The organism is Streptomyces sp. NBC_00829, from assembly GCF_045161795.1.
Lineage (GTDB): Bacteria > Actinomycetota > Actinomycetes > Streptomycetales > Streptomycetaceae > Streptomyces.
In genome coordinates, this window is record NZ_CP108867.1 from 754,529 (window position 1) to 779,539 (window position 25,011).

Consider the following 25,011-nt stretch of genomic DNA (forward strand, 5'->3'; position numbering starts at 1 on the left):
TCCATCGCCCAGACCACAGGGCCGTTGCGGAGTGTCTGGATGTCTCTGAACCTCGACCAGCTGGTGATCTTTACCCACGTCATCGACTGCGGCGGCTTCTCGGCGGCCGCCCAGAAGCTCTTCATGAGTCAGTCGACGGTGTCCAAGCAGATCAGGAAGCTGGAGGCCTCGCTCCGGACGACGCTTGTGGACCGGTCCGGCCCCACCGCACGTGCGACGCCGGCCGGTGAGGTGCTGCTCACACAGGCCCGGGAGATCCTGACCATGGCGGAACGGGCGGTAGGCGCCGTGCATGACGCATCGAGCCCGGGGCAATCCCGTCTGGTGGTCGGGGGGACCTGCTCGTTGGGCACATACGTGCTGCCGTCGTTGATCCTGCAGTTCCGGCAGCGCTTCCCCGCCCTGGACTGCAAGCTAGTGGTCACCAATGCCGGCGACCTGGCAGAAAGACTCACGACAGGGGAGGTCGGTATCGGGGTGTCCAGCGGAGTGCCGCCTGTCGGCGATTACGTCATGGAGGATCTCGTGCCGGACCCCTTGGTCGTGGTGGGGCGCGCCGATCATCCGCTGTCCGGGCGGCCCCTCACAGCCGACGAGTTGTCATCGGAGACGTTTCTGCTCCGGGAACCGGGGTCCAGTACCCGTACGCATACGCAGGAGATGCTGCGCCGATGGAGCCTGGGCTCGGCGCCGCAGATCGACATCTGGGGTACGGAAACGATCAAGCAGGCGGTCCGTGTCGGCCTCGGCATATCCCTGATGTCGCGGTACGCCGTGGCCCAGGACCTGCAGGATGGATCTTTCTGCGCACTGGATGTGCGGCCGAGCCCCCTGTCCAGGCGTGTGGTCGTCGCCTATCGCCGCGACCGGTCACTCTCCGCAGCCGAACTCCTCATGCTCCTGCTGGTGCGGGCGTCACGCTGGTAAGCCTCGCCACGATGGCCGTCAGGAAGGTCACCGACGACGAGGCCGAGCTGCTGGCGTTTCTACGACTTCCCCGCCGACTGGACCTACTGCGGACCACGAATCCCATCGAGTCGGCCACCGGCCCATCGACGTGAGCCGCACTTCTGGGGCGTCGTGTGGGTGATCAAGCGGCTTGGGCTTCATCGTGTTCGGTCGGGGGGAGGGTCTGTTCGGCCCAGATGGTCTTGCCTCGTGCGGCGTATCGGGTGCCCCAGCGGCGAGTGAGCTGGGCGATGAGGAAGAGACCCCGGCCGCCTTCGTCGGTGTCGTACGCGTGGCGCAGGTGTGGGGCGGTGCTGCTGTTGTCGGTGACTTCGCAGATGAGGGTGAGGTCGCGGACGAGGCGTAGGTGGATGGGGCCGTCGGCGTAGCGGATGGCGTTGGTGACCAGTTCGCTGACGATCAGTTCGGTGGTGGGCTCCAGTTCTTGCAGGCTCCAGTTGGCGAGTTGCCGGCGGGTCAGCGTGCGGGCGGTGGTGACGACTGCGGGGTCGTTTGGCAGGGTCCAGGCCGCGACTTGGTCTTCGCCGAGGTCTTTGGTGCGTGCCAGCAGCAGGGTGATGCTGTCCTGCCCGTTGTCCTGCTGTGCGCGGACCAGGGCGTCGCAGGTGTCTTCCATGGGCCGGTGGGGGTTGGCCAGGATCTGCTGCAGGCCGGCCGGCACGGTCTGCGGGTCTCCGTGTTGGACGAGGCTGCTGGTGGACAGGACGATGGCGCTTGCCTGCGGTAGTTCCACTTCGAGGGTCGTGTAGGGCGGACGGCCGCTGCCCAGTGGTGGGCCGGACGGGACGTCGGGCAGTTCCACCGTGCCGTCGGGCTTGATGATCACGGGTGCCAGGCCGCCGGCCCGGGCGAAGGTGCAGCGTCGGGAGATGGGGTCGTAGACCGCGTAGAGGCAGGTGGCTCCTGCCAGAGGCGTCCCTGCCGGGGTGTCGTCGGGAGGCCGGGCATCGGCCTGGCCGGTCACCAGGTCGTTGAGCTGGGCGAGGAGTTCGTCGGGGGCCAGGTCCTGTGCGGCCAGGGTGTTGATGGCGCTGCGCAGCCGGCCCATTTCCGCCGCTGCCTGCATGCTCTGCCCGACCAGGCGGCCCACCACGAGTGCTACCCGCGCGCCGGAGAGCGGGATGACATCGAACCAGTCCCCGACGTTGCGGGAGGGCTCGTGGCGCCAGGCCACCTCCACCGCGTTCTGGGCCGGGACGCGCCGCGGCAGCAGGCTGCGCTGCAGGATGAGTGCGGCGCTTCGCTCGCGTGTGTACTGCCGCGCCCGGCACCGAGACCACGGCCAGCTCCTTCGCCGTCGTCATCACGTCCAGCGTCGTACCGATCCGGGTGCCCGCCTCCACCAGCAGCGCCAGGCGCATCTGTGCCCGGTGCCGCTCGGACACGTCCTCCGACGTGAGGCACACCCCCAGAACGCTTCCGTTCTCATCCTTCAGCGGCAGCAGCGTCACCGAGTACACGTGATCGTGATCAGGATCGGACGGGGGGCGGCCGATGTGTTCGTAGTCGGTCACCGGCTCACCGGTCTCCAGCACCGACCGGATGACGCGCTCCGCAGCGTCATCGATCACGCCCGGTGCCACCTCACGAGCGAGGCGCCCGATGGCCTCCTGGCCCACCGCCCCCTGTGCCCCCGGCCCGGCAAGAGTCAGCCGCAGAACCCGCAGCCCGGGGTCGAGGACCTGCACACCCAGCGGGGACTCGGTCAGCAGCGCCCTCAGCAGCGCCGTATCAAGCACCTGCTCATCGGTGCCGTCCACGGCCTTCAGAACCACTGCCCAGCCCACAGTGCCCTCTGCCACCAGGAGACGCACCTGCACCCGGACATCAAGGAGGCGCCCGTCCCGATGCCGGGCAGCCAACCGTTCACCAGGGCCCGGCACCTCCCGGATAAGGCCCGCGGACGCCGACCGCTCCCCGGCAGACAGCAGCGCCGTCACAGGACGGCCCACGACCTCATCCGCCGGATAGCCAAGCAGCTCCTGCGCCTGCACACTCCACTCGGCGATAACACCCCGCCCATCCAGCACAACCCGTGCACCACCCGCCGCAGACCACCCACGGAGCTCAGAGGTGCCCGGTCGCGCGTTCATGATCGACTCCTCCAGGCCGCTTCCCCCCGCCGCCCCAGGCAGCGAGGCCAACAGCCCCATTCCACCGCAGACAGCCACCAAGCGCCGCTCAGGACAGCCGACCACACCCACTGGCCGGTGCCGGAGGACCGCGGTGCGGCCCCCCGCACCTCAGCGAATACGCCCATGGGGCCGTTGTCGGCCAACGTCCGCAACCCGCTGTAGTGACACACCCGCAGTCCGTGATCGCCGCGACCATCTTCGGCAATCCGGAATGCCACCTGCCCGATCTCGGTCGTCCGTCCCGTGGTGTGCCCGGCCGACGAGTGGGTGTGTGCGATGTCCGGAGGCGACGAGACCAGTCAGTGTGGTGGGGAACCGGGCACATGCAGCAATCTGTACCCGCCAGGTATGAGGGTCCTTGTCACCGGGGCACTTGTCACAGCCGTGCAAGACCGTCCCTCACTCTGTGCAGCAGGGCGAGCCCTCCGTCGTCCGACGCCCTGACTGGTGCATGAGCGGTGATCAGACCCTCGTCGAGCAGGTCCGACAACATAATGGTGGCCACCGAAACCGGCAAGTCGAGATGGGCCGCGACCTCGGCTACAGCCTTCGGCATGGTGCACATCTGCACTATCTGCCGGTGTTCCGGAGGAAGTGCGCGAGTACGGCGAGGTCCCGCGTCCTTGGCCGTGGTGATGAGGGTGATGAGGGTGAAGATGTCCCGTGTGGGCTCTGTACGTCCGCCGACGAGGGTGAAAGGGCGCACCAGACGGCAGACGGCGTCGTGCGATGTCCCGTTCCCGGGCTGATCGGTATGTTGGCTCATGGCTCTGGAAAGTTACGGAACGCGATTCACGAAGCTGGTTCGATACGCGGCGATGCGCTGAGCGGACCGCCGATTTCCCTGACGAGCATACTCATCTCGAAGGCCACCACACCGATGTCTGCTTGTGCGGAGGCAAGCACCGTCAGATGCGCGCCCTTCCCGGCCGAGGCAAGAAGGACGAACCCATCCTGCATCTCGATCAGCGTCTGGAACACAGCGCCGCCCGCGAAGTCGGCGCAGATGCCGTTGCCGAGGCTCACCAGTCCTGACGTCGTGGCCGCGAGGCGTTCCGAACGGGCGCGGTCGACCGAGCTGGACTTACTGACGACCAGTCCGTCGTCGGAGACGACGACGGCGTGGCGCACATGGGCGACTCGCTCCACCAGACTGGTCAGCAAAAGGCCGACCTGGGTGTCGTTCGCTGGGAGGTTTTCAGGACGGGGCGTCATCAGGGGCCCTTCGAGGGAGCGATGTGGGTCGAGAGCGAGGACCGCCGAAATCGCGCGCATGTACCGATCCGCGCTGGAACGCGGCCATAGTCGCGGCGAGGCGCTCGGGCGTAGGCAGCGGTCCCGGACGCGGGTCCGGTTCTGACACGGGAGCGCAGGGGCGGCGCAGCTCCTTGACCCGGGAAGCCTGTGGAACACGCTGGGGCAGGCGTGGGGGATTCTGAGGAGAGCCAGGGAATGGCGCCGCTGTCGGACGTTCCGCCGGTTCTTGCTGCGGAGACAGCGGGGGTAGGGGGATGGAGCGGGGCGTTCCACTGTCTGAGGTCGCCGTCGGCCCGGAGTCGAGAGCGCTGGGTCTGGGAAAGTCGGTCACTGATGCCATGAGGCTGGTCCCGCCGGGGTGGTCGACATCTGCCGTAGCCCCCTTCAGTGAGGGAGCGTTGATCACCAGCTTTGCCGGAATGAGGACAATGGCGGACGTGCCGCCGAACGGCGAGGCGCGCAGTGTGATCTCTATGTGGTGCCTGGCAGCGAGCCAGGCGACCACGAACAGGCCCACACGAGCGTCCTCGGCCAGGGCGAAGACGTCAAAGGGGGGCGGCTCTGCCAGCCTCCTGTTCGACTCGGCATAGCCGTCCTCACTCATCCCGAAGCCACGATCCTCGATCTGGATCACAAGGCCCTTGCTCGCCTGCTCGACATTGACCGCGACAGGGAAGTCCGGCGGGGAGAAGCTCGCTGCGTTGTCGATGAGTTCGGTCAGCAGATGGATGAGGTCGGCGACCGCGTGCGCAGCGAACCGGAGCGTTCCATCGGCGCAAATGGCGATGCGCTGGTAGTCGGCAACCTCCCCGACCGCGCTGCGCAGCACGTCGACGACGGAGACCGGTTCGTTGAAACGGCGCCCTGGCTGGGAACCAGCCGTGATCACAAGGTTCTCCTGGTATCGACGTATCTGGCTCGCCTGGGAGTCCAGCTCGTAGAGACCCTTCAGAACTTTGGGCTCCTGGTGCTCGCTCTCCAGCCTGTCCAGCAGGGTGAGTTGTAGGTTCACCAGGTTCTGCGTGCGGCGGGCGATCCCCAGGATCACATTCTCCAACCCATGGCGGACGTCGGCCAAGGCCACGGCGCTGCGGACGGCGGTCCGCTGCACCGTGTTGAACGCCTTGACGACTTGCCCCAACTCATCGTGTCCGTAGTCCAGTTCTGGCGCCACTTCGCTGACATCTATCGCCTCATTGCGGTTCAGTCGATCGACCAGAGTGGGCAGACGACACTCGGCAAGCTCGAGGGTGGCCTGGCGCAGGCCTGCCATTCTCCGCAGCAGGGACTGGGCAGTGCGCCACGACAGGACCGCCACGACGGCTACTACGGCGAGTCCTGCGGCACTGATGGCGATCGACTTCCGTATGAGCTGGCTCCCCTGTTCCGTCTGAAGTGCCCGGAAGTTCTCACTACTTTGCTGGATGAACTGATCGAGATCATTGCTCACCTGGCGCAGAGCGCCATCCCACCGACTTGCCGACGGCGGCGGGGCATTGGCCGCACTCTCTACGGAGCCGCTGCCGTCAGCGACCTCAGGCTGGCCCAAGACCGCATTCTCGATCGAGACCATGGTCTTCCAGGCAGCACTATTCGTGATCCTCTGGAATGCTGGCCGACTGCGGTCGGAGAGCTGGGCGGACAGTGCGGCCACAAGAAACCGCTGGGTACCTGTGGCCATGATGAACTCTGCCCGTGCCCGATCGGTGAGCAGACCGGTCGCCACGGCCGGTGCGAGCACAGTGTTCTCACGCGCGATCTGTTCCGCAGCGTTCACCACCAGCCCCAGGGGCGCCACCGCGGCCACCAGGGACCCGTTATCGACCTGGGCGCTGATCTCACTCGTCACCTGGATCTCGAGGTTGATGAGTTGAGTGAACGCGCTGAGGCCTTGTTCATCGCTGATGGACTGCGTGTCGATCCCTTCCCGCAGGACTTGGAGGGGGAATCGCTGGAGTGCGTCCGCGAGCGGCTGGAAGGAGACCCTGGAACGCGGAGGGGCGTCCTTCATGGCCTCCGCCAGACCACCCATCGCCCCCAGGGCGGCATCGGTCTTCGGACGCTGGGAGTCCAGCGCCTCGTGCGAGGAAGCAGTGTCAGCGAGCCAGACCGCGGTCAGGGCACGCTCCCGCTGCAGGTTGCGGAACATCTCTACGGCCGGCGGCTGGAGCATACGGCCGGCCTGGACTCTGTTACGGAGGTCAGCTCCCTGTCCCAGCATCTGACTGGTTGTTACGGCCCACAAGCCGGCGAGCGCGATGCAGGGGACCAGGGACAGAAGCATGAGAGAAGTCCGGATCGACCGGTGCCGTCGCCGCGCGTGTGTGCCGGGCATACGTCTCGTTTGAGACGGAAACGGGCGCATACGCGAGGCAGTCCTCTGTGAGGTACTCCTGGTCGATCCGCTCGCAGGCATGTACGCCACTCCTCGGGGTTGCCGCTGCTGTAGGGCTCGGAATCAGGTGTTGCTCCGGTGCCCCTGGCAACCCGTCATCGATGACACACCTGCGTCGCCTCATCAAGCTTCCCCAGCTACTCGTCGTTTCCCTTGGGGTTGTCGCCGCACCGTTTTCACCGTCCACCGCTGTCGCGTCATCGGTGAGAGCGACGGTTCCCCGAACAGCAGGACGAACTTTCGAGAGAATTCCCGTCTGCCGGTGACTCACCGTAGACGGCCACGACTGCCATTACGCGATATCTCCCATGGCATGCCAATGCGTCATAGGTTTCTGGTTGCCGAACCACGGCAACGACCTACTCAGGCAAGGGTTCGCACTCCGGTGAATCAGGGGCTGAACTGCCCACTCGGGCAGGATGTCCAGATCCCTGGGGTGCGAGCAACCGCGGCTTGCACTGAGCGGGATTCCCTACATGTGTGAATAGCTGCGGAGATGACAGACGTCCATGCCCAGGCTGCCGTGCCACGTGATAAAGATGCTGAGCCAGGCCCCGGCTTCCTTCGAGGGCCAGCTCAGTAGCCCAGGCCCGAAGGGGATTTACTCAGAGGGCGAGCAGGTCGGTGGCGGCCAGGGACAGCTCCAGCCACGCTTGGTTGAGGGTGAAGTGGCCGAAGGGAAGCGGCAGAAGCCGGTGGTCTTTCCGCAGCGAATGCGGTCCTCGACGCGTGCGGGCGCGCGGTGGCGGACCTCCAGGTGCTGCAGTGAGCCTTCGCCGTAGGGGGTCTTGGTCAGGAGGACCTGGTGGCGCATGCCTCGTCGACGTCGAACACGGAAGTTGGGCGTGGTAGCCGAAGCTCCGCTTGTACGTGGCTGCGGCCTGGTCGCGCAGGAGGGCCAAGTCCGCGATGGCTTCGCCGCGTCGGCGAGCATCACCGCCAAGTCCACCGCGATCCTGCCCCCGGGTTGTGTCCAGTGCCGTGTGGCCGCAGGCGGCGCAGCGCGTCGGTTGACCCGGCGGTCAGGCCGGTGGCGTCGGCGAGATCGGCCAACAGACGGGACCCGGCATGGCTGGCCACCCCGTGGCCGTCGGCCGAGACGACGAGTTTGGGGTGCGACCCGGTAGTGTGCACGCAGAAAGTGCCCTCCTGTTGGGATGGCAGAGACCTTCGACAAGCCTCATCTTCCCAGCTCAGAGCAGCTCAGGGGGCACTTTCGCGTTGCCGATCAAGACCCGGACACCGCGGCAGGAGAAACGCGCGGTTCAGCGGTCCTCCTGGTGCGGCTTTCGGTTATGCGGGTACCTGTACGCATGTCCGACCGCCCAGCCGCCTGCGAGTCGAGCCCAGTCTTCCTGCTCTGGTCTTGCGAACGATCTCGTCGGCCTTCGGTCTTGCGTACATCATGCCCTCAAGGCGGCGTGCTCGCGGGTACGTAGGCGCGCGGGCGGTACGGAGTCCGGTCAGCGCAGGATCTTCTCCTTGGCGTGCTGGAACTCTGCGTCCGTGAGGTCGCCCCTGGCCTTGATTTCCGAGAGCTTCGCAAGTTCCTCGGTCGCGCTCAGCCTGGCGGTGCCGGCGGTCTCGCGCACATAGCTGTCGAACGCCTTCTGCTGGGCTCGGGCCTGACTCAGTTCGCGCTGACCCATGCCTCTGCCACGAGCTACGAGGTATACGAAGACTCCGAGGAAGGGGAGGACGATCACGAAGATGCACCACCCTGCCTTGGCCCACCCGTTGAGGGAGTCGTCACGGAAGAGGTCCATGAAGACCCGGAGGAGCAGGAAGATCCAAATGCCCCACAGGCATATCCACAGCACGGTCCAGAATGCGCCCAGGAGCGGATAGTCGTAGGCCAAGGTCACTTGCCCAGTCATGCGTTTTCTCCTCTAGTGCTAACTCGTTGGGTTGGACTGCCGGAGGGCTGTTGTCTTTTGTTCGGGGTGGTAACTGGCGGTGACAGATGGAGCATGCACCGGTCCAGCACAGCAGCAGTTCCTGCAGGGTGTATGGGGGACTTCATAGAAGGTCAGGCCGACGCTGTTGCTTTTGGTGCGATGCGGCGGCGAGGGCAGCGTGGTGGTTTCACGCGAGCCATGTCAATCCCCTCGATCTGCGGAGATCTTCTATGCGGCCAGCCGCAGGGCGGTATTGGCCCGGTGGATGCGATCGTAACAGCGCCTGATAGATCGCTTCGTGTGAGATCCCGGGTGTCACCCCTGGTCGAGAGGAACACAAGAACGCGTATGACAATTCGTCATAGCAACACTCCTGCCACTCCCCTTTATCTGAATCTTCACCACCGCCCCGAAGGGACAAACGGCTCAGACAAGTCCCCCACCACCACCCCGGAGTGCGGTTTTCACCAACTTGAGCGCTCTTCAGGAAGGTTGTCTGGATTCGACATCTGACAGGTAGGCAGACGGAGGTCAGCGATCCGCTTGACTCAGGAGTGGAGAACGCACAGAATTCCCGGCAAATGCACACAAGTGCTCGGGGGGATGCGTTCCGTCTCCCGTAGGACGGTGGCACAGCTGCGAGTGAGAGGCGAACAGTGTCCGAGCCAATGGCGGCCCAGCTCTTGGATGCCGAACTTGCCCAACGTATACGGGGCGAAGACGAGGTACTGCGGTCGGAGGCCGCATCCGAGATCGTCCGCCGGCACAGGGCGGCCGTACTGGCCTACGCCCACTTGTGCTTCGGGGAACCACAGGCTGCAGAAGACGTTGCGGATGAAGCGCTTGCACAGACCCTTCGAAGCGTCCGCTCGGGTAATGGGCCCACCGAAGCCTGGCGGCCCTACCTGGTGACGGAAGTGAGACGAACCGCTGCCCGGTGGGCGGCTACCGGCCGTGAATCCGGGCTCGCATCCGGCCTCACCTCGTGGCTTCGGGCGCTGCCCGGGGCGGACCGTCCCGAGTCCGCTGCCAGGGCAGCCGAGGAGAACTCCGCTTTACTGAGGGCCTTTCGCAGCCTGCCGGGGCTGTGGCAGGCGGTGCTGTGGAACGCCCACGTGGAGACCGCCGAACATGCCGGGCCTCTGCCGGGCCTCTCGCCCACCTACATGGCTTCCCGGACCAGGCTCGCCCAGCAGGGTTTTTTCAACGCGTACTTGCGGGGGTATGCCAACGGTGCCTCCAGCCGTGAGTGCCGTCACCTCGCCGCCGTGCTCGGTGAGATCGTGCGAGGGAGTCTTTCCCACTGCTCCGAGGAGCTGGAACCGCATGAATCGAGCTGTGAGAGCTGCTTGCAGGCCCGGACCGACCTCAGCATCATCCATTCCGGCGCGCGTGCCGCTCTGTCAGGCGCGCTGTACTGGCCGGTGCCCTCACCCTCACCTGCGTCCGCGTCGGATGGCATCGAAGACACGGCAGAACGGTCACCGGGTACCGAGGGCGCGGACCGGCCCACCCCTCCGGCGGACGGCCCGCGCCGCTTCATATCGAACTCCCCTCTGCATGCAGCAGCAATGGTGGCCGCGATCGCCACAGTGATCGCCATCGCGGGAATCGGCCTGACCCAGGGGGGAGACGACGACGCCCAGAGGCCTCTGGCACAGGTCACGACCGAGCGCGACGCGGTGAAATCCGCTGCGGCAACCGCGCCAACACCTCATGCCTCTGCCGTGACGGTGACCGCCAAGACCTCAACGGCGCCCACCAGACCGAAGCACACTCGCCCGAAGCCTGCCCTCCAGTCCGCCATCCCGGCGGGCGCCCCTTATCCAGCCGGCTTCCAGCTCGTGAACAAGCGGTCTGGGCTGTGTGTGGGCATCAAGGGCAACAGCGCCGACAACAATGGCGTGGTGCAGCTCCAGAGCTGCAGTAGCAGTGCATACCAGCGCTGGCAGCGCATCGCGGCCGGCAAGGACGCCTACCTGCTGCGCAACACAGGATCCGGCAAATGTCTTGACGGCACTTCTGACAGCGGAAACCCCATCAGAGTCGTCCAATGGGAATGCTACTACGATGCCGGCAAGGACCATGACGCACAACTGTGGGTGTTCGCACCCGACACGGACGCTTCCTCCTACCGCCTGTGGTTCGTACCCGAGGCTCAAGGGAGCGACTACTCATCGCACCTGCTCGCTCCGGAGGACTGGCCTGAAGGCAGTCCGTCGAGGGACGGAACCTATCTCGAGCGCATGCCCAACTACTACAACTCGGGGAGTTTCGTCTTCACGATGAACGTCGGTCCATAAACAGCAGGCAGGACGCCTCCCCCGCGGACACGAGGATGCATCTCGCGTGAGCTCGGTGCCGGACGGCCCGGCCTCGCCACGCAGATGCATCCGGACCGCACGCCGCGGTCCACGCCCGTCGGCCGCGTCGGCCGGTGGCGCCATCAGCGGAGGGGGGCGTAACTGTCAGGGGGAAAGGTCTCTCCAGTACATGGCTGTGAGGAGAAGAGGAACCGCACACCTGCCGGCGGAGGCGACGAAATTCATCGGGCGGCGCCACGAGCTGTCAGTGGCCCGGCGCATGCTGTCCCAGACCCGGCTGCTGACCCTGACCACCCCAAGCGGCGTGGGCACGACAGGCACTGACGAACACAGTGCTGGAATTTCTCGACCTGAACTGGGGCCAGGGACATCTCACTCCTGCAGACCTGAGCGAGCGAATGCGCAGCAAGCGGATCGATCAACGCGGCGAAGCACTAGTGTCCTGCGGCTGGGGCGTATCCTGCGGCGCTTCGGCCTCGCCCGCCGACGGCGTCGCGGTCCAGGCGGCGCAGTACAGCAACAGTTTGGCCGTGAAGTTGATCCACAGCAGCAGCGCGACGGGCACGCCGAACGCCCCGTACATCGACTTCGCGGCGACGCCCGAGATGTAGCCGCTGAGCAGCACCTTCAGCAGTTCGAAGCCGGCGGCGCCGAGCAGGGCCGCCACGATCAGCCTGCGGCGCGGCGGTTGCACCCCGGGCAGCAGCGTCAGTAGGTAGAGAAGCGTCAGGAAGTCGGCGAGCACCGCGACGGCGAGAGCGGCGAGCTGCAGCAGGACGCCACCCGCCCCGTCCCGTTCGATGCCCAGCCGGACCGCGCCCCAGCCGACGGCACTGGAGCCGAGCGACGAGGCGGCGAACGACGCCAGCGCGACCGCGCCGAGCCCGAGTAGGACGACAGTGTCCTTGCCCTTGCGCACGAACGGGTTGTCCCCGTCCTCCTCGTCGAGGTCCCAGACGACGCGCAGGCACTCCCGCATCGATCCGATCCAGCCGATGCCGGTGAGTAGCAGCAGGGCACTGCCGATCAGCCCGACCGTCCCGGCGTTGTCGCCGAGGGCCCCGATGTCGAGTTGGTCGGAGATCCCGGGCACCTTCTCGGCGAGCTTGTCTTCGAGAGTGCGCAGCTGCTCCGGGCTGAGCAGCGCCGCACCGATGGCCGCGGCGACCGTGATCAGCGGGAAGAGCGCGAGAAAGCTGAAGAAGGTGATGGCCGCCGCGAGCTGGGTCCAGCGCACCCGCTCCAGCCGTGCGTACGAGCGCCACGGGTGGGTCCGTATCAGCCGCTGCGCGACAGGGCCGATGACGGGGAGCCGGGTAAGCCAGTCCATGAGTTTCTTCTTCCAGAGCCCGGAGACCCAAGGTCAACGTCGTTGCATTAGAGGTTGAAGCCGCAGGTCAAGGGGTTGGTTGAGGCAATGAGACCCTTGATGACCAACGATCGGACCGGCCTCGCGGTGGCCATCCCGGACGTGCTCGCCGACCGCGGCGAATCAGCCCTCAGAGCGGGGCACATACGCTGCCCGACGGCGGCGGACATGCGCAAATGCGTTCCGGGTTAACCAGTGAGAGCGGTGTCCGACAATTCAGTTTCGGAATAGCATTCGGGTGCTTCGCAGAGAGCCGGATGCACCGCGCTGCCGACGAACTGTGTGCCGTGCAGATCGTGCGGCTACGCAGGCCATGACGGATTGGCATAACCGAACCGCTCGGCCGCGACAGGTGAGGGCGGTACGCCTCGGGGGCCTCCCGCACACCACGGGCAGAATGTTACGACGACACGACAGCGGCACCGCCAGTGTGTGACTCGTCGGTATCCGGCTCGTGCGGCGATTCGCTGAACTGCTCGCGCAGATAGTTCCAGACCACCGCGATCACTGCCGCCACCGGCACCGCGAGGAGGCTGCCGACGATGCCAGCCAGACTGCCGCCCAGCGTCACCGCCAGCAAGACCACCGCCGCGTGCAGGCCAAGCCCACGACTCTGGATCATTGGCTGGAACACGTTGCCCTCGAGCTGCTGCACCACGACGATGATCGCCAGCACGATCAGCGCGTCCGTCAGGCCGTTCGATACCAAGGCGATGAGCACCGCGATAAGACCGGCGAAGAGGGCGCCCACGATCGGCACGAACGCGGATACGAAGGTCAGTACCGCCAGTGGGAGCACCAGTGGTACTCCCACAATCCACAGGCCCATGCCAATGAGAACGGCGTCGAGAAGGCCGACGAATGCCTGGGACCGCACGAACGCGCCCAGGGCGTCCCAACCGCGCGCGGCCACGATCGGAACGTGGATGGCGAGATGACCGGGCAGTTGGCGAGTGAGCCACGGCAGGAACCGCGGGCCGTCCTTGAGGAAGAAGAACATGAGGAAGAGTGCCAGGACGACCGTGGCCACACCGTTGACCACAGCGCTCACCCCCGTGACGACAGTGGTGACCATACTGCTGGCGCTGTCCTGGATACGGGCGACTGCGGCGTCGAAGGCACCTGTGATCTGATCATTCCCGAAGTTCAGCGGCGGCCCGACAGCCCACTCGCGCAGCTTCTGGATTCCTTGGACCACACCGTCCGACAGCTCACCGGACTGGGATGCCACCGGCACCGCGATCAACGCCACGACGCCCGCAGCGACCAGTACAAACAGCACGGTCACGGCCGACGCGGCAAGGGCAGGACGCCATCCGCGCCGACGTAGGAACCGAGTCGGGGGCCAGGTCAGCGTGGTGAGGAACAGGCCCAATATCAGCGGCCAGACGACCGACCACATCCGGCCCAGCGCCCACAGGGCAACCGTGACCATGACGAGCACCACCAACAACTCAGCGGAGACTCGTGCCGATGCGCGGAGCGCTGCGCGGGCACTCGTGGAACTCGACGTGGCAGACATGGGATCACCCTATTGGCACTCCCGTCACATGTTGGTGTCCCGCCAGGCCCAGGGTGGATGCCCGTCTGTGAGGGCCTCCGAGCTGGGTTATCATCCGTCCCCAGTGGCCGACAGCCACACCGTGATCACGTCGCCGTCGAGGGTGACGTGCCGCCCCGGGAAGCGGCGGCGCACCGGGGCGAACCACTTGTCTCGTCACCTGAGAACGCATCCGCCGGGGTGCGGGGGCATCGCAGGGGCGAACGCCTTCTGCCCGGCAGGGGAGACCTACGCCGCGGCGTTCGCGCCGGCCGGCCGTGCTCGTGCGGGCAGCAATACACGTCCTTCGCGTTCACCGCGCACCTCCTCGACACCGGCACCGACACATCGATCGGCACCGTCGGCGACGCCCTGGACAACGCGCTCATGGAGCACCGGCCCCAACCGGCGGCTGGAGCCGACGCATAGAGCGTCCACCGATCCCGGAGCGGTCCAGTTGGAGCACGGGGTGGTGCGTGGGCTGGAGTTTTGATGCTTTCGTGAGAACGCGCGATGTGGGTCGGCCGGGGGCTGTATGTGGGATGGCCTGGGGTTGAGTTCGAGCTCTACCTTGTGGACAGTGTGCGATGGGCCCCTCAGGGGGCCCTTCTCGTTCGCCCGGCACGGCGAATGAGCACCAGAAGTGCATCCGCCCCTTCGGGCACCTCCTGCACCGACGACGACAACCGCCGTACGTCCCCCACCAGTTCATTCACGCGAGGATCGACGACCGGGAACACTCACCGATTCGGATCAGTAACAGCCGTCGATATCAGCCGGGTACGAAGCCGGTTTCTTCAGCGAGTCGGCGGAGGGTGAGGGCAGCGCCGAAGATCTGTACGCCGCGGGTGGTGTGCGGGTACAGGCCGGTTAGTTGGGCGATGCGGGCGAGGCGGTTGTCGACGGTGTTGGGGTGGACCTTGAGCACTTGGGCGGTGCGGCGCCGGTCAAGGTCGCAGTCGAGGAACGCGGCGACGGTCTCGATCAGACCGACGTGGCGGTCCAAGGGGTCCAGGAGCGCGGCCAGTTCGGCGGCGCTGTCCTTGGATCCGGCCAGATGGTAGTCGAGCAGCACATCCTGGAGCCGGTGCACGCCGGGTGTGCGGGCGACGGCAGCGATCCGGCGCGCCTGCTCGGCGGCGGCAGGGACGTCCCCTGGGGTGGCCGCGAGGGCGGCCCCCGCGATCATCGGCCGGGACAGGCCGGTGGACAGGTGCCGGACGAGGTCGGCGTGCGGTGTGCCGAGGGGGAGCAGGATGTGGCCGCCTTGGTCGTCCGGCAGGCTGAGCTCTCGGCCTTCTGTAGCTGGCGCTAGCCGGCCCAGGACCTGATGGAGCAGTCGTCGCGCGGCCACCGGCTCCAGGGGCACAGGGGCGCGGACGCTGAGCACGAGGTAGCCGGGTTCGAGAGGCAAGCCACAACGGGCGGCCACCTCCTGCGGCGCATCACCGCGGACCAGCGCTGCGGCCAGCTCCCGCCCAGACCCCTGCTGGTCGGCCATCTCCATCAGGTACGCCTCGGTGACCTGCTCGACCATGACATTGACCGTCCTGCACTGGTGGCGGACGAGCCACAGCAGGGCGGCCTCCTCTCCGGGGCGGGCGGCGTCGCAGAGCGCGTCTGTCAACGCCTCGGCGCCGACGTGGTACGACCTGAGCAGCCCGACCAGGGGGACGCCTTCCGCGGCACGCTGGGCGGCGCGTTCCCGGAACACCTCAGCCTCGGGGTCCGCGAGGCTCTGCGTGCAGCGGAGGATGCTGCGGATCGCTTGGCGGGCGGTCGAGGCGATCTCCAGGTCCTGCATATCGCCGGGGAGGCGGTCGTAGCCGGGGACCTTGGCCCGCTGGCGCTCGATGACCAGCCTGGCCAGCTGGTTGATCCGGGGCTCGAGGCGCGCGGCCAGTCGCATCGCCTGCTCGCGTATGTCATCGCTGGCCTCTGGGGCCTCATGTCGCGGCGCGCTTCGTTGTGACATATCACAACGATACACAGTCTGGAGTGTCCACCCCGCCCATTGCCCTGGCCCGCCGGTGAGGCGACAGTAAAGCCCGGCGAGCGATCTTCGCCTACGGAGTCATCAAGGTCATGAATGCCGGGACACCCCGTTGGGGTGGCATGGGCTCTCTCACCGGGTACGCCGCAGTGCGTCCAGTCACACGAACTGTCCAGCGGCGCGGGCGTGCCTTCCTTTCGGCCGGGCGAAACATTGCCGCTGCGGCCACGGGATGCGGTCAGCTCTCAAAACAGCCTTGAAAGGAACAACCGTTATGAAGGCAATACACAAACGGCGCGGTTGGCGTGCCGCCGTCTGTACGGCGGTGGCGGCATTTACGCTGGCCGCCGTGCCGGGAACCGTGGCCCAGGCGAGCGTGCCCCCCAAGCCCAAACCCGACGTCACCGCCGACGCGGTCAACGCGTATATCTACGGCTACTCACTGATCATGATGCGGGCCACCGAGCAGGCATCCACCAACGTCGTCGAGCCTTCACCGGCGACCATTCAAGCGCCGGTGAACCAGTTCGCCAACGCGGACACCATTAACACCCCAGACCAACGCGTCATCGCAGCCGGCAACGTGGACACCCTGTACTCCTTGGCGTGGCTGGACCTGAAAAAGGAGCCCATGGTGCTCCATCTGCCGGACACCCACGGCCGGCTCGTCATGATGCCCATGCTCGACGCCTGGATGAACGTGTTCGCCTCACCAGGAACCCGCACCACCGGCAGCGCGGCCGGTGACTTCGCCGTCACCGCTCCCGGCTGGAAAGGCCGGCTGCCCGCCGGAGTCACGCAGATCAAGTCCCCGACCGACACCGTGTGGATCGTTGGCCGAACCCAGCTCGACGGCCCCTCCGACCTCCCCGCCGTCAAAGACCTGGTGGGCCAGTACACCCTCAAACCACTGAGCGCCCACGGCCGCGACTACACTCCGCCGGCAGGCCAAATCGACCCGACCGTCCCTGCCACAAACCCGGTCGACCGCGTCGCCGGAATGGACGCGGAGACCTACTTCTCCCAGCTCGCCTCGCTCATGGCCACCAACCCGCCCGCGAAGGAAGACACCCCCATGGTGGCCACCCTGGCCCGCCTGGGCATCGTCCCCGGCAAGCCGTTCGACATCAACGCCAGGGGCCCTGCCACAGCAGAAGCCCTTCGCCAGGCCGTATCCGAGGGCTATAAGCAGATCCAGAACGGGATCCCCAAGGTCACAGAGCAGGTCAACGGCTGGAGCGTCAACCTCCACCTGGGCACGTACGGCACCGACTACCTACTGCGCGCGGTGATAGCCCTGGTCGGAATCGGCCCCAACATCCCCGAGGACGCGGTCTACATGCAGGCCTTCCGTGACGGCCAGGGGAATCCGCTCAACGGAGCGAACAAGTACGTCATCCACTTCGCCCCCGGCCAGACCCCGCCGGTGAACGCTTTCTGGTCCCTCACGATGTACGACCCGTCCGGCTTCCTGGTCGACAACCCGATCAACCGCTATGAGGTCGGACACAACGCCAAGCCGATCCCAAACGCCGACGGTTCCGTGGACATCTACATCCAGCACGACGCCCCGGCAGGCATGGAGTCCAACTGGCTACCCGCACCAAGCAGCGGGTTCTGGGTGTGTCTGCGCATGTACTCGCCCCAGACCAGTGTCACCGACGGCACCTGGACGCCGGCCGCGGTCACCGTGACCAGCTGAGCTTGGCGTTTAACCTTGCCGGTCACCCGACCTGCTGATCTGCGGTTCTTCCCGGGACAGCAGGGGCGGCCGTTCTCCACGCTTCGAGATGTCGAGTCACGAAGCACGAGAGAACGGCCGCTGCGTATGAGTCTCCCGGTCGACGCGCCCGCAGGCGATGCATTGGGCATCTTGTCCCGCTTTCGGGTCGAGTTCTACGAATGCCTCTACGCCCGCGCGGACGCGCTGTTCGAGCTCACCGACGCGATCTTGTGCACGGACGGGCCGGTGAAGACCCTGGTCGAGCTCTGCCTGGCGGTCGAGCACCGGCGCGGGCACGGCGCCCTGTACGCCGCGCTGGACAGGGGCTGGCTGGAACCCGCGCGCCTTCGCCGCACGCTGGCGGGCCTGCCGCTGCCAAAGGCGGCCGACGGCCGGATCGTGCTCGCCGTGGATGTCAGCCACTGGCTCCGCCCGGACGCCCCGACCAGCGAGGACCGGCTCTTCTGCCACGTCTACGGGCGCGGGGACCGCAAGACGGACCAGTTCGTGCCCGGCTGGCCCTACTCCTTCGTCGCCGCCCTGGAGACGGGCCGCACCTCCTGGACCGCTCTGCTGGACGCGGTGCGCCTGGGGCCGGCGGACGACGCGACCGCCGCCACCGCCACCCAACTGCGCGACGTCGTCGCGCAGTTGACGCAGGCCGGACACTGGCAGCCGGGCGACCTGGAGATCCTGATCGTCATGGACTCCGGCTACGACGTCGCCTATCTCTCCCACGCCTTGGCGGACCTGCCGGTCGTGCTGGTCGGCCGGCTGCGCTCGGACCGTGTGATGCTCCGCGACCCGGGCCCCGCCCGCTCCGGCCCCAGGGGCGGACGGCCCCGCCGCCACGGCGGCGTCCTGACCTTCGGCAGGTCGGACACCTGGCACGAACCCGAGACCATCACGGTCACGGACACCGCCCGCTACGGCAAGGCCGAGGCCAGAGCCTGGGACCGGATGCACCCCCGGCTCACCCACCGTGGCCCCTGGCTGGACCACGCGAAGGAGGAACTGCCCGTCCTGCACGGCACGTTAATCCGGCTCGAAGTCGAGCATCTGCCCGGCGACCGCACCCCCAAGCCGGTCTGGCTGTGGTGCTCAGCCACCGCCGCCACACCGGCCGACGTGGACCGCTGGTGGCAGTCCTTCCTCCGCAGATTCGATCTCGAGCACACGTTCAGGCTGATGAAGCAGACCCTCGGCTGGACCGCCCCGAAGGTCCGCCACGCGGACACCGCCGACCTGTGGACCTGGCTCATCATCGCCGCCCACACCCAGCTCCGCCTCGCCCGCCCGCTCGCCGAGGACCTCCGCCGCCCCTGGGAACGACCCGCCGGACCCCGCCGCCTCACCCCCGCCCGCGTCCGGAGGGGGTTTCGCAACGTCCGCGCGACAGCAGCGAGGCTGTCGCACGGCTCCTGCCCGGTGAAGGTCAAGAGTGCTTCTTGGGCGTGTGATTGATGAGCTTGTTGACGTTGTGCACTGTGCCGAGGAGCTTGATCTCGGAGTCCACCGCCTGGCGGCCTCGGTAGTTGAGGTGTCGTCCGAAGCGTTGGAAGATCTGGGCGAATCCCGGCTCGACCAAGGCACTGCGTTGACGGTACTGGGCCCGTCCTGTTGGGGTGACGAGACGGGCCGCCATATCCTGCTGGCCGGCAGGGGCCTGCTGACGTTTCGCGGGAAAGCCTGCCTGGTCGGCATCGCTGGTGACCGAGACCAGTAGCGGGAGGTCGGCGAGCGCCTCGAAGGACGCGGCGGAAGCGTACCCGCTGTCGGCGAGCCAGAGTTGGATGTCGCCGGGGAGTCGTGCGGCCTGGTGATTGTGCTGGGTCTTCCTCACCATCGGAACGAGGGCCGTCCTGTCCGAGGGATTGTCGTGTGCTTCGATGGCCAGCAAGAATTGACGGCGGGCGCACACGATCTGGATGTTGTATCCCTGCAGGTAGCCGCCGCGTTTGCCGGGGATCAGCCGGGAGTCGGGATCGCTCAGGCAGGCACGGGACTCCGGGGAGGGGGCCGGTCGGGGTGTGCGGGCCCGCTCCAGCCAGGCCCGCATCTTCACCAGTCGCGTTCGCTGGCGAACGAGGACGGTCTTGTGCTCCATCGGGACCGGCGGCCGTCCGTTCGCTCCACGACGTCCTGCCGCCCGGTCCTCTCGGACGCGGAGCTCGTACTTCTTCAGTTTCTCCTGGTGAGCCTCGGTCTCGGCGGCAAGGCGCTTCTCCGCGCGGGCCACCATCCGCTCGGCGGCTTCGACCTTGATCCGGATCTCGGTGGGTGAAGGCATAGCCCGTTCATGCAGTCTGTCCCTGGCCAACTGGGCCCGGGTGAGCCGGTCGCACAGTCGGGACAGGCGCGGCCAGTTGTCGCACGCGTCCTCGCCACTGCCCTGCGCTGCCGAGCCATCGGCCTCGACGCTGAGCGCGTGGTCGACTACCTCCTCCATCAGCGCGTGGATCTCTTTCTCGCACTGGGAGATGGTCTCCTCCAGGCGCTGGAGCCGCTGATTGGCGTCGCGTGAGGCGTTCGCCTCCATCGGCGAGCCGTCCACGGCCACCGCCGAAAGATCGACCAGGCCACGTCGGCCGCACAGCGACAACACCTGCACGAACAGCGAGTTCAAGGCAGCACGGTGGCGTCGTACGAACCGCGCGACGGTGGAGTGGTCCACTCGGCGGTTCGCAGTGATGATTCGGCAGCCCACGTCGTCCCAGCAAGCCTGCTCGATGCGACGGGAGGAACGCACTCCCTTGCTGTAGCAGTACAGGAGCAACGCAATCAGGCTCGCGGGAGGGTAGGCCACCCCGCCCCGCCCGTCGTCACGGTAGCTGTTCTCGAACGCCGATAGGTCAAGTAACTCGACGACGTCGAGCACCTTCCAGCACAGGTGCTCGGGCGGCAGCCAGTCCCGCACATCCCGCGGCATCTCAAGATCACGTTCACGGTCGCACGACAAGAAGTTCCGCCCCACAAACCAAGGTTCAGATGCCTCCCTGATCCTCGGAACCGAACAACGAATCGCTCTTGACCTTCACCGCGCAGGAGCCGTGCGACAGCCTCCAGCCCGTCCGGCAGCCGCACCGAAACCCTCCCGCCCAGGACCCGGACGGCCTCCCGGATCGAAAAACAAGCACCCGGCCAGGCACCACGACGTCGGCAAAACCGTCAAACGCGCCGAATCGATCAAGGCACACCAAGCCCGCCATGGATAAACGCCAAGAAGCCGTTTCTCAACCGATCTTGGAACTGCGGACCGAACGGGTGTCCCAATCGGGTGATCTTCCGGCTTTACGCGCATGAATGGCAGGGCCTCCCGGTAGCTCGGGGATGTGAATCGAACCGAGCGATGCCGGGAGGCCCTGTTGTCGTTGTTGTACGCGTCGGCGCCTGGTGACTTCAACTCGGCTGGTCTGTCGTGCGATTGTCTCTCGCACGTGTACGGGAACGGCCGATCACCCGGACCGGGCAGTGCAGACCGGGGGCCGGGTTCCTGCCCAAGGCCTCGGCCTCTTCCTTGACCCATGAAGGGTGCCTGACCTTCAGCGGCTCGATGGCTCAGGTCAGGTCTTCGCCGCCCTGGCCGGCGAGGACTGCTCATCGGCGCTGCGCCGTCACGTGTGCGGGCCGCGGCGGCCGGAGGCCGTGGGTGACGGCTCCCAGAGCAGGCGCACGCCGGTGGCGCGGGCGATGGCGCGCAGGTGTCTGCCGGTGTTGCCGACGTACCAGATCGGCCGGTCCTCGTGCGGCCATACGTAGGCCGGGACACCGTCGTCCAGGAGGTCCGGCAGCCGCGGTTGGTCCAGCGACACGGCCGAAAACTCGTAGAGTGCGGGCAGCCGTGGGGCGATCACGCCGTAGTCCAGCATGCGGGCGAGGGCGTGTTCGTCGAGGATGGTGTCCTCCACGGGCGCAGTCACCGGGTATTCGGGTGGGAAGGAACGGCCCAGGTCGAGGAACATCTGGACGGCCCGGTGTCGGGGATCGGCCACCAGGGGACCGAGCGCGGACAGCCGGCCGAGCGCGAGTCGCGGTTGCACGAGCATGGTGTGGGTGAACAGGACGCGGAGCAGTGCGACGTTCATCATGAACCGCTCGACCTGAAGCTCGGCGGCGGCCAGATCCTCGTGCTGCAGATAGCCGGCGACGATGCTGGCGTTGTGCGCGCGGTACCAGCGGCCGGGTTCGGGTGCGCGGATGAAGTCCACCCAGAGCTCGACGCTGCGGGCACTGGCCGTGCCCGTGGCCTCGGCGGCCAGCAGGTGGGCCTCGGCCTTGTCCCGCAGCAGCCGTTCGTTGACGGAGCGCCACCAGGGGCTGCCCGGCGGGTCGGCGGTTTCCGGCGCGAGTACGCCACGGGCGAGTGACCAGCGCATGAAGCTCAGCTCGGCTGTGCCGTACTGGTGGCCCGGCCCCGTGGCGCGCCGGTAGAACTCCTGCGCCAGCGTGTAGCGTCCGGCCGCATCGTCCCGCACGCGTGCGACCCGCTGCTCCGCGCGTGAGGCTGCGTCAGCCACGGCTGCTCGATCGGATCGGCATCATGCGGCGACCTCGAGGATTCAGGACTGGAACGGGCGGGGTTCGGTGCGGGCCGGTGGCGGACTGCGTGTCACCGTATCGCGGGCGTAGCCGAATCCCATCAGATTGTCCCGAGTTCTGCGGGTTGTCGGACGACCGTTGGGATTCATGGCCGAGGGCGTGGGCACCGAGGTCTCCCAAGGCGCCGAGGTCCGCGAGGACACCGAGGCCGCCGGAGCATGCTCGCCGACGTCGACCGGTGCCCGACGAGTGGTGGCGTCATGCCCCGCTGAGGTGGCAGGTCGCCCAGATAAGAGGGTGCTGAAACTGAAATTCGGTCAACTCCGCGACGGCGTCGGCCGACAGCGTCGCACCCGCGACGTCGCTCATCCATGCCTCGATGCCGGACGGCGATGTGGTCGCGAACCACACCTGCGCCGCGGTGAGGGCGGCGCCCGGGTCCGACGGCAACCGTGACCACTCGTCGAAGAACCGGGGAATCAGGATGAGGCCCACCGTGTCCGCGAGGGGCCAGATGGTGCTCACCTGTAGGTTCCCGAAGGCCGTGTCCTCACACGTCGCTCTGATCTGCGGTTTCATGGCCGGATCCCGCAGTCGTGTCACACCCCCTGTCCCGGTGGGCTGTCCATTTCCCCGGTCCCAGAGGGCTGTTCAGCACGTCATGTATCGGGACCAGGCGGGCTGCAGGGCTCAGGGTGAAGAAGTGGCGGCGGTGGCCAGCTCCGCCTCGGCGGAGTCGTTCCTTCGTCGTTTCGCGCCGGCTTTGCAGCCAGCCGGCGGCCACCAAACTGGGGAGCTGACCGTAGAGGGTGGCGGTCCCAATGCCGGTGAGGGCGTGGATCTGCCTCACATACGTCTCCGGGGCGGCGTCGGTGAAGAAGTGCCGCAGGAGCGGAAGCATGTGTGCAGGGACGTTGATGTGCGCCGGGAGCCCGGCCGCCGGGGCGAGCCTGGTCAGGGGGCCGCACTTCCCGTTGAAGGCGACAGCCGCCTCTGCCAGCACGGCTGTGCTGGGCATCGGTGTGATGTCGGGCCCAAGGGCGTGCTGCATCAGTTCCCGGGCCTGCGGTTCATCGAGTCGTCGCAGAAGCGAGGCGCCGCGGCGGGTTGGCCGCTGGGGTGCGTGCCGTGCCGGCCGATGGACCAGTTCGGCGCCGACCGCGGCTTCCAGCTGCTTGAGCTGCTTGGACAGGGAGCTGACTGCGACGCCGAGGTAGGCCGAGCTGGTCGTCAGCGAGGGGAAGGCCATGTGGATCTGGAAGCGGCGCAGGCGAACCCAGCCGTGAGTGGTCCCTTCTAAGCTTGAAATTAAAGGTTTCCCCTCGGTTCTTCGGGTCGAGGGGTGTCCTTTTTGTGCTGGTGTTTGCCGACGGGGTGTCGGGGGGCGGGGCTGGTGGTGGTGCCCCGTGGGCGGCCTGGGCCGGGGTGGGTGGCTTTCGGCGGTTTCGCGGGAGTGCCCAGGATCTTGCGGATGCGGGGATAGCCGCGGCGGACCCGGCCGGGAGTGAGCTGATCCGATGTGAGTGGCTTCTCCCAGGGCCGGCGCAGATCGCCGGTGAGGGTGCGGGCGAGTCGGAGCTGGGTGTAGGCGGCGAGGATCAGCCAGACCCAGCGGTCGGCCTGAGCGGGGTGACGCAGGCGGGGGCGGGTCATGCCCAGGGCCTGCTTCCAGAACCGGAATGTGTGTTCGATGTCGAATCTTCTCAGGAAGATCCGCCACAGGCGGTCGACGTCGTGAGTGTCGGCGTCGGGGGCCGAGTGCCATAGCCATAGCGGCTTGGGATCGCGGTTGCCGGGCAGGCGCTCGACCGCGAGGTGTACCAGCGTTCCCTCCACGTTGGGCAGGTCACCCGGGTGATCGGCCCAACCGCCCTGGCGGCGTTCGAGTTTGGGGTGCAGGCGTCCCCAGCAGCGGGCGGTCACGGCACCGAACCGGTCATGACGGGTGGTGGACTCCTGGACGGGTGCGGGGTGGGTGGCCGGGTCGGCCAGCCGGAAGGGTGCGCCATGACGCGGTTGGCGGCCTTTGGTGGGTCCCCTGCGGCGCCCTGGCGGGTGGTGCATGACGCGGTCGGCGCGGATCCGCCCGAGCAGCCGGACCGGCTCGTTGCGCAGCAACCACGTCAGCCGCACGATGTCGTAGCCGGCGTCCAGCACGAACAGCACCTCGGGGTCGCCCTCGCGACACTGACCAGCCTCGCGCAGGCGCGTGAGCAGGTTCCGGACCTGGGCGGCGGTGACCTCGGTCAGGTCATCGTCCGGGCCGAGGCGGACCGCGTCCAGCGGCCCGGTCCACGAGGTCCGTCCGCCGCCCAGCGCGGCGGCGACCTGGTAGGGCCAGCCCGGAATCGTCTGCCGCACCCCGTCGCAGCGGCACGGGCGGTGGCAGTGCAGCCGGTCCGGCGAGCACTCCGCGTCCGGGCGCGGCCACGGTGTCACGTCCAGCGCGATCGAGATCTGCCGGTCCGTCCCGCGCGGAAGCTCCAGCCCGGCCAGCGCCAACCGCAGCCGCGACACATCCAGGCGGCCTCGGGCGAGCGCGTCGTACATCGCCCCGTGCCCACGCCGGTGAACTGTCTCAAGCGACAACTCCGGCAGCGACACCACCGGGCCGCCCGCGCACAGCACCGCGTCCGTCAACTCGAACAACGCATCGGCACGGCGGGGCATTGCCGCGTACAACTCCATTCGAAAGGAGGACAGTTCGGCAAGTGCCTGCCGATGAGCGGCTCCAGGGACGACACTCGACACTGACGACCTCCCGGCCCGTTGTGCGACTCGACATCACACAGCGTGAAAGGGAGGTCGTCGCCATGTCCGGCAGATCCCCATGTGAGTGAACGATCCGAACCTCAAACGATCACTGAAG

Annotated in this window: 17 protein-coding genes and 4 pseudogenes; 6 read left to right on the top strand and 15 right to left on the bottom strand. The window is 67.2% G+C overall.

What is annotated here, in order from left to right; all coding sequences use genetic code 11:
* The first annotated feature begins 39 nt into the window (after window positions 1-39).
* A complete protein-coding gene (locus OG293_RS03095; protein ID WP_405997198.1) occupies window positions 40-927 on the top strand; it encodes a LysR family transcriptional regulator in 888 nt (295 codons plus the stop codon).
* Window positions 928-938: 11 nt separating this feature from the next.
* Window positions 939-1,061, top strand: coding sequence for a hypothetical protein (locus OG293_RS03100; RefSeq protein ID WP_405997199.1), 123 nt, complete (start codon window positions 939-941; stop codon window positions 1,059-1,061).
* Between the two features lie 29 nt (window positions 1,062-1,090).
* Here OG293_RS03100 and OG293_RS03105 read toward each other — a convergent pair whose 3' ends face one another.
* From OG293_RS03105 to OG293_RS03135, 7 genes and pseudogenes are all read right to left on the bottom strand, one after another.
* The gene (locus tag OG293_RS03105) at window positions 1,091-2,143 is read right to left on the bottom strand and encodes an ATP-binding SpoIIE family protein phosphatase (RefSeq protein ID WP_405997200.1); all 1,053 of its coding nucleotides are present in this window, start codon (window positions 2,141-2,143) and stop codon (window positions 1,091-1,093) included.
* 253 nt (window positions 2,144-2,396) lie between these two features.
* Window positions 2,397-3,122 (bottom strand): annotated as a pseudogene (locus OG293_RS03110) (PAS domain-containing protein); the annotation flags it as partial.
* Between the two features lie 358 nt (window positions 3,123-3,480).
* Window positions 3,481-3,870, bottom strand: a complete 390-nt coding sequence (locus OG293_RS03115) for a DUF742 domain-containing protein (RefSeq protein WP_405997201.1) — start codon at window positions 3,868-3,870, stop codon at window positions 3,481-3,483.
* 26 nt (window positions 3,871-3,896) lie between these two features.
* The gene (locus OG293_RS03120) at window positions 3,897-4,319 is read right to left on the bottom strand and encodes a roadblock/LC7 domain-containing protein (protein WP_405997202.1); all 423 of its coding nucleotides are present in this window, start codon (window positions 4,317-4,319) and stop codon (window positions 3,897-3,899) included.
* A complete protein-coding gene (locus tag OG293_RS03125) occupies window positions 4,303-6,534 on the bottom strand; it encodes a nitrate- and nitrite sensing domain-containing protein (protein WP_405997203.1) in 2,232 nt (743 codons plus the stop codon). Before OG293_RS03125 ends, OG293_RS03120 begins: the two co-directional genes overlap by 17 nt.
* 1,097 nt (window positions 6,535-7,631) lie before the next feature.
* Window positions 7,632-7,920, bottom strand: a pseudogene (locus tag OG293_RS03130) (IS1380 family transposase); the annotation flags it as partial.
* A gap of 299 nt (window positions 7,921-8,219) precedes the next feature.
* A complete protein-coding gene (locus OG293_RS03135; RefSeq protein ID WP_405997204.1) occupies window positions 8,220-8,633 on the bottom strand; it encodes an SHOCT domain-containing protein in 414 nt (137 codons plus the stop codon).
* Between the two features lie 1,136 nt (window positions 8,634-9,769).
* On the opposite strand from OG293_RS03135, the gene OG293_RS03140 reads away from it, so the two are divergent.
* The gene (locus OG293_RS03140) at window positions 9,770-10,957 is read left to right on the top strand and encodes an RICIN domain-containing protein (RefSeq protein WP_405997205.1); all 1,188 of its coding nucleotides are present in this window, start codon (window positions 9,770-9,772) and stop codon (window positions 10,955-10,957) included.
* Window positions 10,958-11,396: 439 nt separating this feature from the next.
* Here the strand turns inward: OG293_RS03140 and OG293_RS03145 are convergent, their stop codons facing one another.
* From OG293_RS03145 to OG293_RS03155, 3 genes are all read right to left on the bottom strand, one after another.
* Complete coding sequence (locus tag OG293_RS03145; protein ID WP_405997206.1) at window positions 11,397-12,308, bottom strand: YihY/virulence factor BrkB family protein; 912 nt, start codon at window positions 12,306-12,308, stop codon at window positions 11,397-11,399.
* 439 nt (window positions 12,309-12,747) lie between these two features.
* Window positions 12,748-13,869, bottom strand: a complete 1,122-nt coding sequence (locus tag OG293_RS03150; protein WP_405997207.1) for an AI-2E family transporter — start codon at window positions 13,867-13,869, stop codon at window positions 12,748-12,750.
* A gap of 790 nt (window positions 13,870-14,659) precedes the next feature.
* A complete protein-coding gene (locus OG293_RS03155) occupies window positions 14,660-15,862 on the bottom strand; it encodes a PucR family transcriptional regulator (RefSeq protein ID WP_405997208.1) in 1,203 nt (400 codons plus the stop codon).
* A 292-nt stretch (window positions 15,863-16,154) separates the two neighbouring features.
* Here OG293_RS03155 and OG293_RS03160 point away from each other — a divergent pair, with 292 nt between their 5' ends.
* Window positions 16,155-17,582 carry a DUF1254 domain-containing protein gene (locus OG293_RS03160; protein ID WP_405997209.1) on the top strand — a complete coding sequence of 476 codons (1,428 nt, stop codon included), beginning with the start codon at window positions 16,155-16,157 and terminating at the stop codon, window positions 17,580-17,582.
* A gap of 126 nt (window positions 17,583-17,708) precedes the next feature.
* A pseudogene (locus OG293_RS03165) lies at window positions 17,709-19,040 on the top strand (NF041680 family putative transposase); the annotation flags it as partial.
* Here the strand turns inward: OG293_RS03165 and OG293_RS03170 are convergent.
* Complete coding sequence (locus OG293_RS03170; RefSeq protein WP_405997210.1) at window positions 19,039-20,532, bottom strand: transposase; 1,494 nt, start codon at window positions 20,530-20,532, stop codon at window positions 19,039-19,041. The pseudogene OG293_RS03165 and the gene OG293_RS03170 sit on opposite strands and share 2 nt — an antisense overlap.
* Before the next feature lie 142 nt (window positions 20,533-20,674).
* Between OG293_RS03170 and OG293_RS03175 the strand changes: the two are divergent.
* Window positions 20,675-20,818: pseudogene (locus tag OG293_RS03175) on the top strand (transposase); the annotation flags it as partial.
* A gap of 399 nt (window positions 20,819-21,217) precedes the next feature.
* Here the strand turns inward: OG293_RS03175 and OG293_RS03180 are convergent.
* The 4 genes from OG293_RS03180 to OG293_RS03195 form a co-directional block, all read right to left on the bottom strand.
* Complete coding sequence (locus OG293_RS03180; protein WP_405997211.1) at window positions 21,218-22,120, bottom strand: hypothetical protein; 903 nt, start codon at window positions 22,118-22,120, stop codon at window positions 21,218-21,220.
* A 280-nt stretch (window positions 22,121-22,400) separates the two neighbouring features.
* On the bottom strand, window positions 22,401-22,667 hold the full coding sequence (locus OG293_RS03185; RefSeq protein ID WP_405997212.1) for a hypothetical protein: 267 nt from the start codon (window positions 22,665-22,667) through the stop codon (window positions 22,401-22,403).
* A 25-nt stretch (window positions 22,668-22,692) separates the two neighbouring features.
* Window positions 22,693-23,391 carry a LysR family transcriptional regulator gene (locus OG293_RS03190; protein WP_405997213.1) on the bottom strand — a complete coding sequence of 233 codons (699 nt, stop codon included), beginning with the start codon at window positions 23,389-23,391 and terminating at the stop codon, window positions 22,693-22,695.
* Between the two features lie 59 nt (window positions 23,392-23,450).
* A complete protein-coding gene (locus OG293_RS03195) occupies window positions 23,451-24,893 on the bottom strand; it encodes an NF041680 family putative transposase (protein ID WP_405997214.1) in 1,443 nt (480 codons plus the stop codon).
* Between the last annotated feature and the right edge of the window lie 118 nt (window positions 24,894-25,011).

Bases quoted from the DNA above. Each gene is read 5' to 3' on its own strand.
- OG293_RS03100 (WP_405997199.1), top strand. From the start codon at position 939: ATGGCCGTCAGGAAGGTCACCGACGACGAGGCCGAGCTGCTGGCGTTT.
- OG293_RS03115 (WP_405997201.1), bottom strand. From the start codon at position 3,870: ATGAGCCAACATACCGATCAGCCCGGGAACGGGACATCGCACGACGCC.
- OG293_RS03190 (WP_405997213.1), bottom strand. From the start codon at position 23,391: ATGGCCTTCCCCTCGCTGACGACCAGCTCGGCCTACCTCGGCGTCGCA.
- OG293_RS03125 (WP_405997203.1), bottom strand. From the start codon at position 6,534: ATGCTCCAGCCGCCGGCCGTAGAGATGTTCCGCAACCTGCAGCGGGAG.
- OG293_RS03145 (WP_405997206.1), bottom strand. From the start codon at position 12,308: ATGGACTGGCTTACCCGGCTCCCCGTCATCGGCCCTGTCGCGCAGCGG.
- OG293_RS03135 (WP_405997204.1), bottom strand. From the start codon at position 8,633: ATGACTGGGCAAGTGACCTTGGCCTACGACTATCCGCTCCTGGGCGCA.
- OG293_RS03150 (WP_405997207.1), bottom strand. From the start codon at position 13,869: ATGTCTGCCACGTCGAGTTCCACGAGTGCCCGCGCAGCGCTCCGCGCA.
- OG293_RS03160 (WP_405997209.1), top strand. From the start codon at position 16,155: ATGAAGGCAATACACAAACGGCGCGGTTGGCGTGCCGCCGTCTGTACG.
- OG293_RS03155 (WP_405997208.1), bottom strand. From the start codon at position 15,862: ATGTCACAACGAAGCGCGCCGCGACATGAGGCCCCAGAGGCCAGCGAT.
- OG293_RS03170 (WP_405997210.1), bottom strand. From the start codon at position 20,532: ATGCCGCGGGATGTGCGGGACTGGCTGCCGCCCGAGCACCTGTGCTGG.
- OG293_RS03095 (WP_405997198.1), top strand. From the start codon at position 40: ATGTCTCTGAACCTCGACCAGCTGGTGATCTTTACCCACGTCATCGAC.
- OG293_RS03120 (WP_405997202.1), bottom strand. From the start codon at position 4,319: ATGACGCCCCGTCCTGAAAACCTCCCAGCGAACGACACCCAGGTCGGC.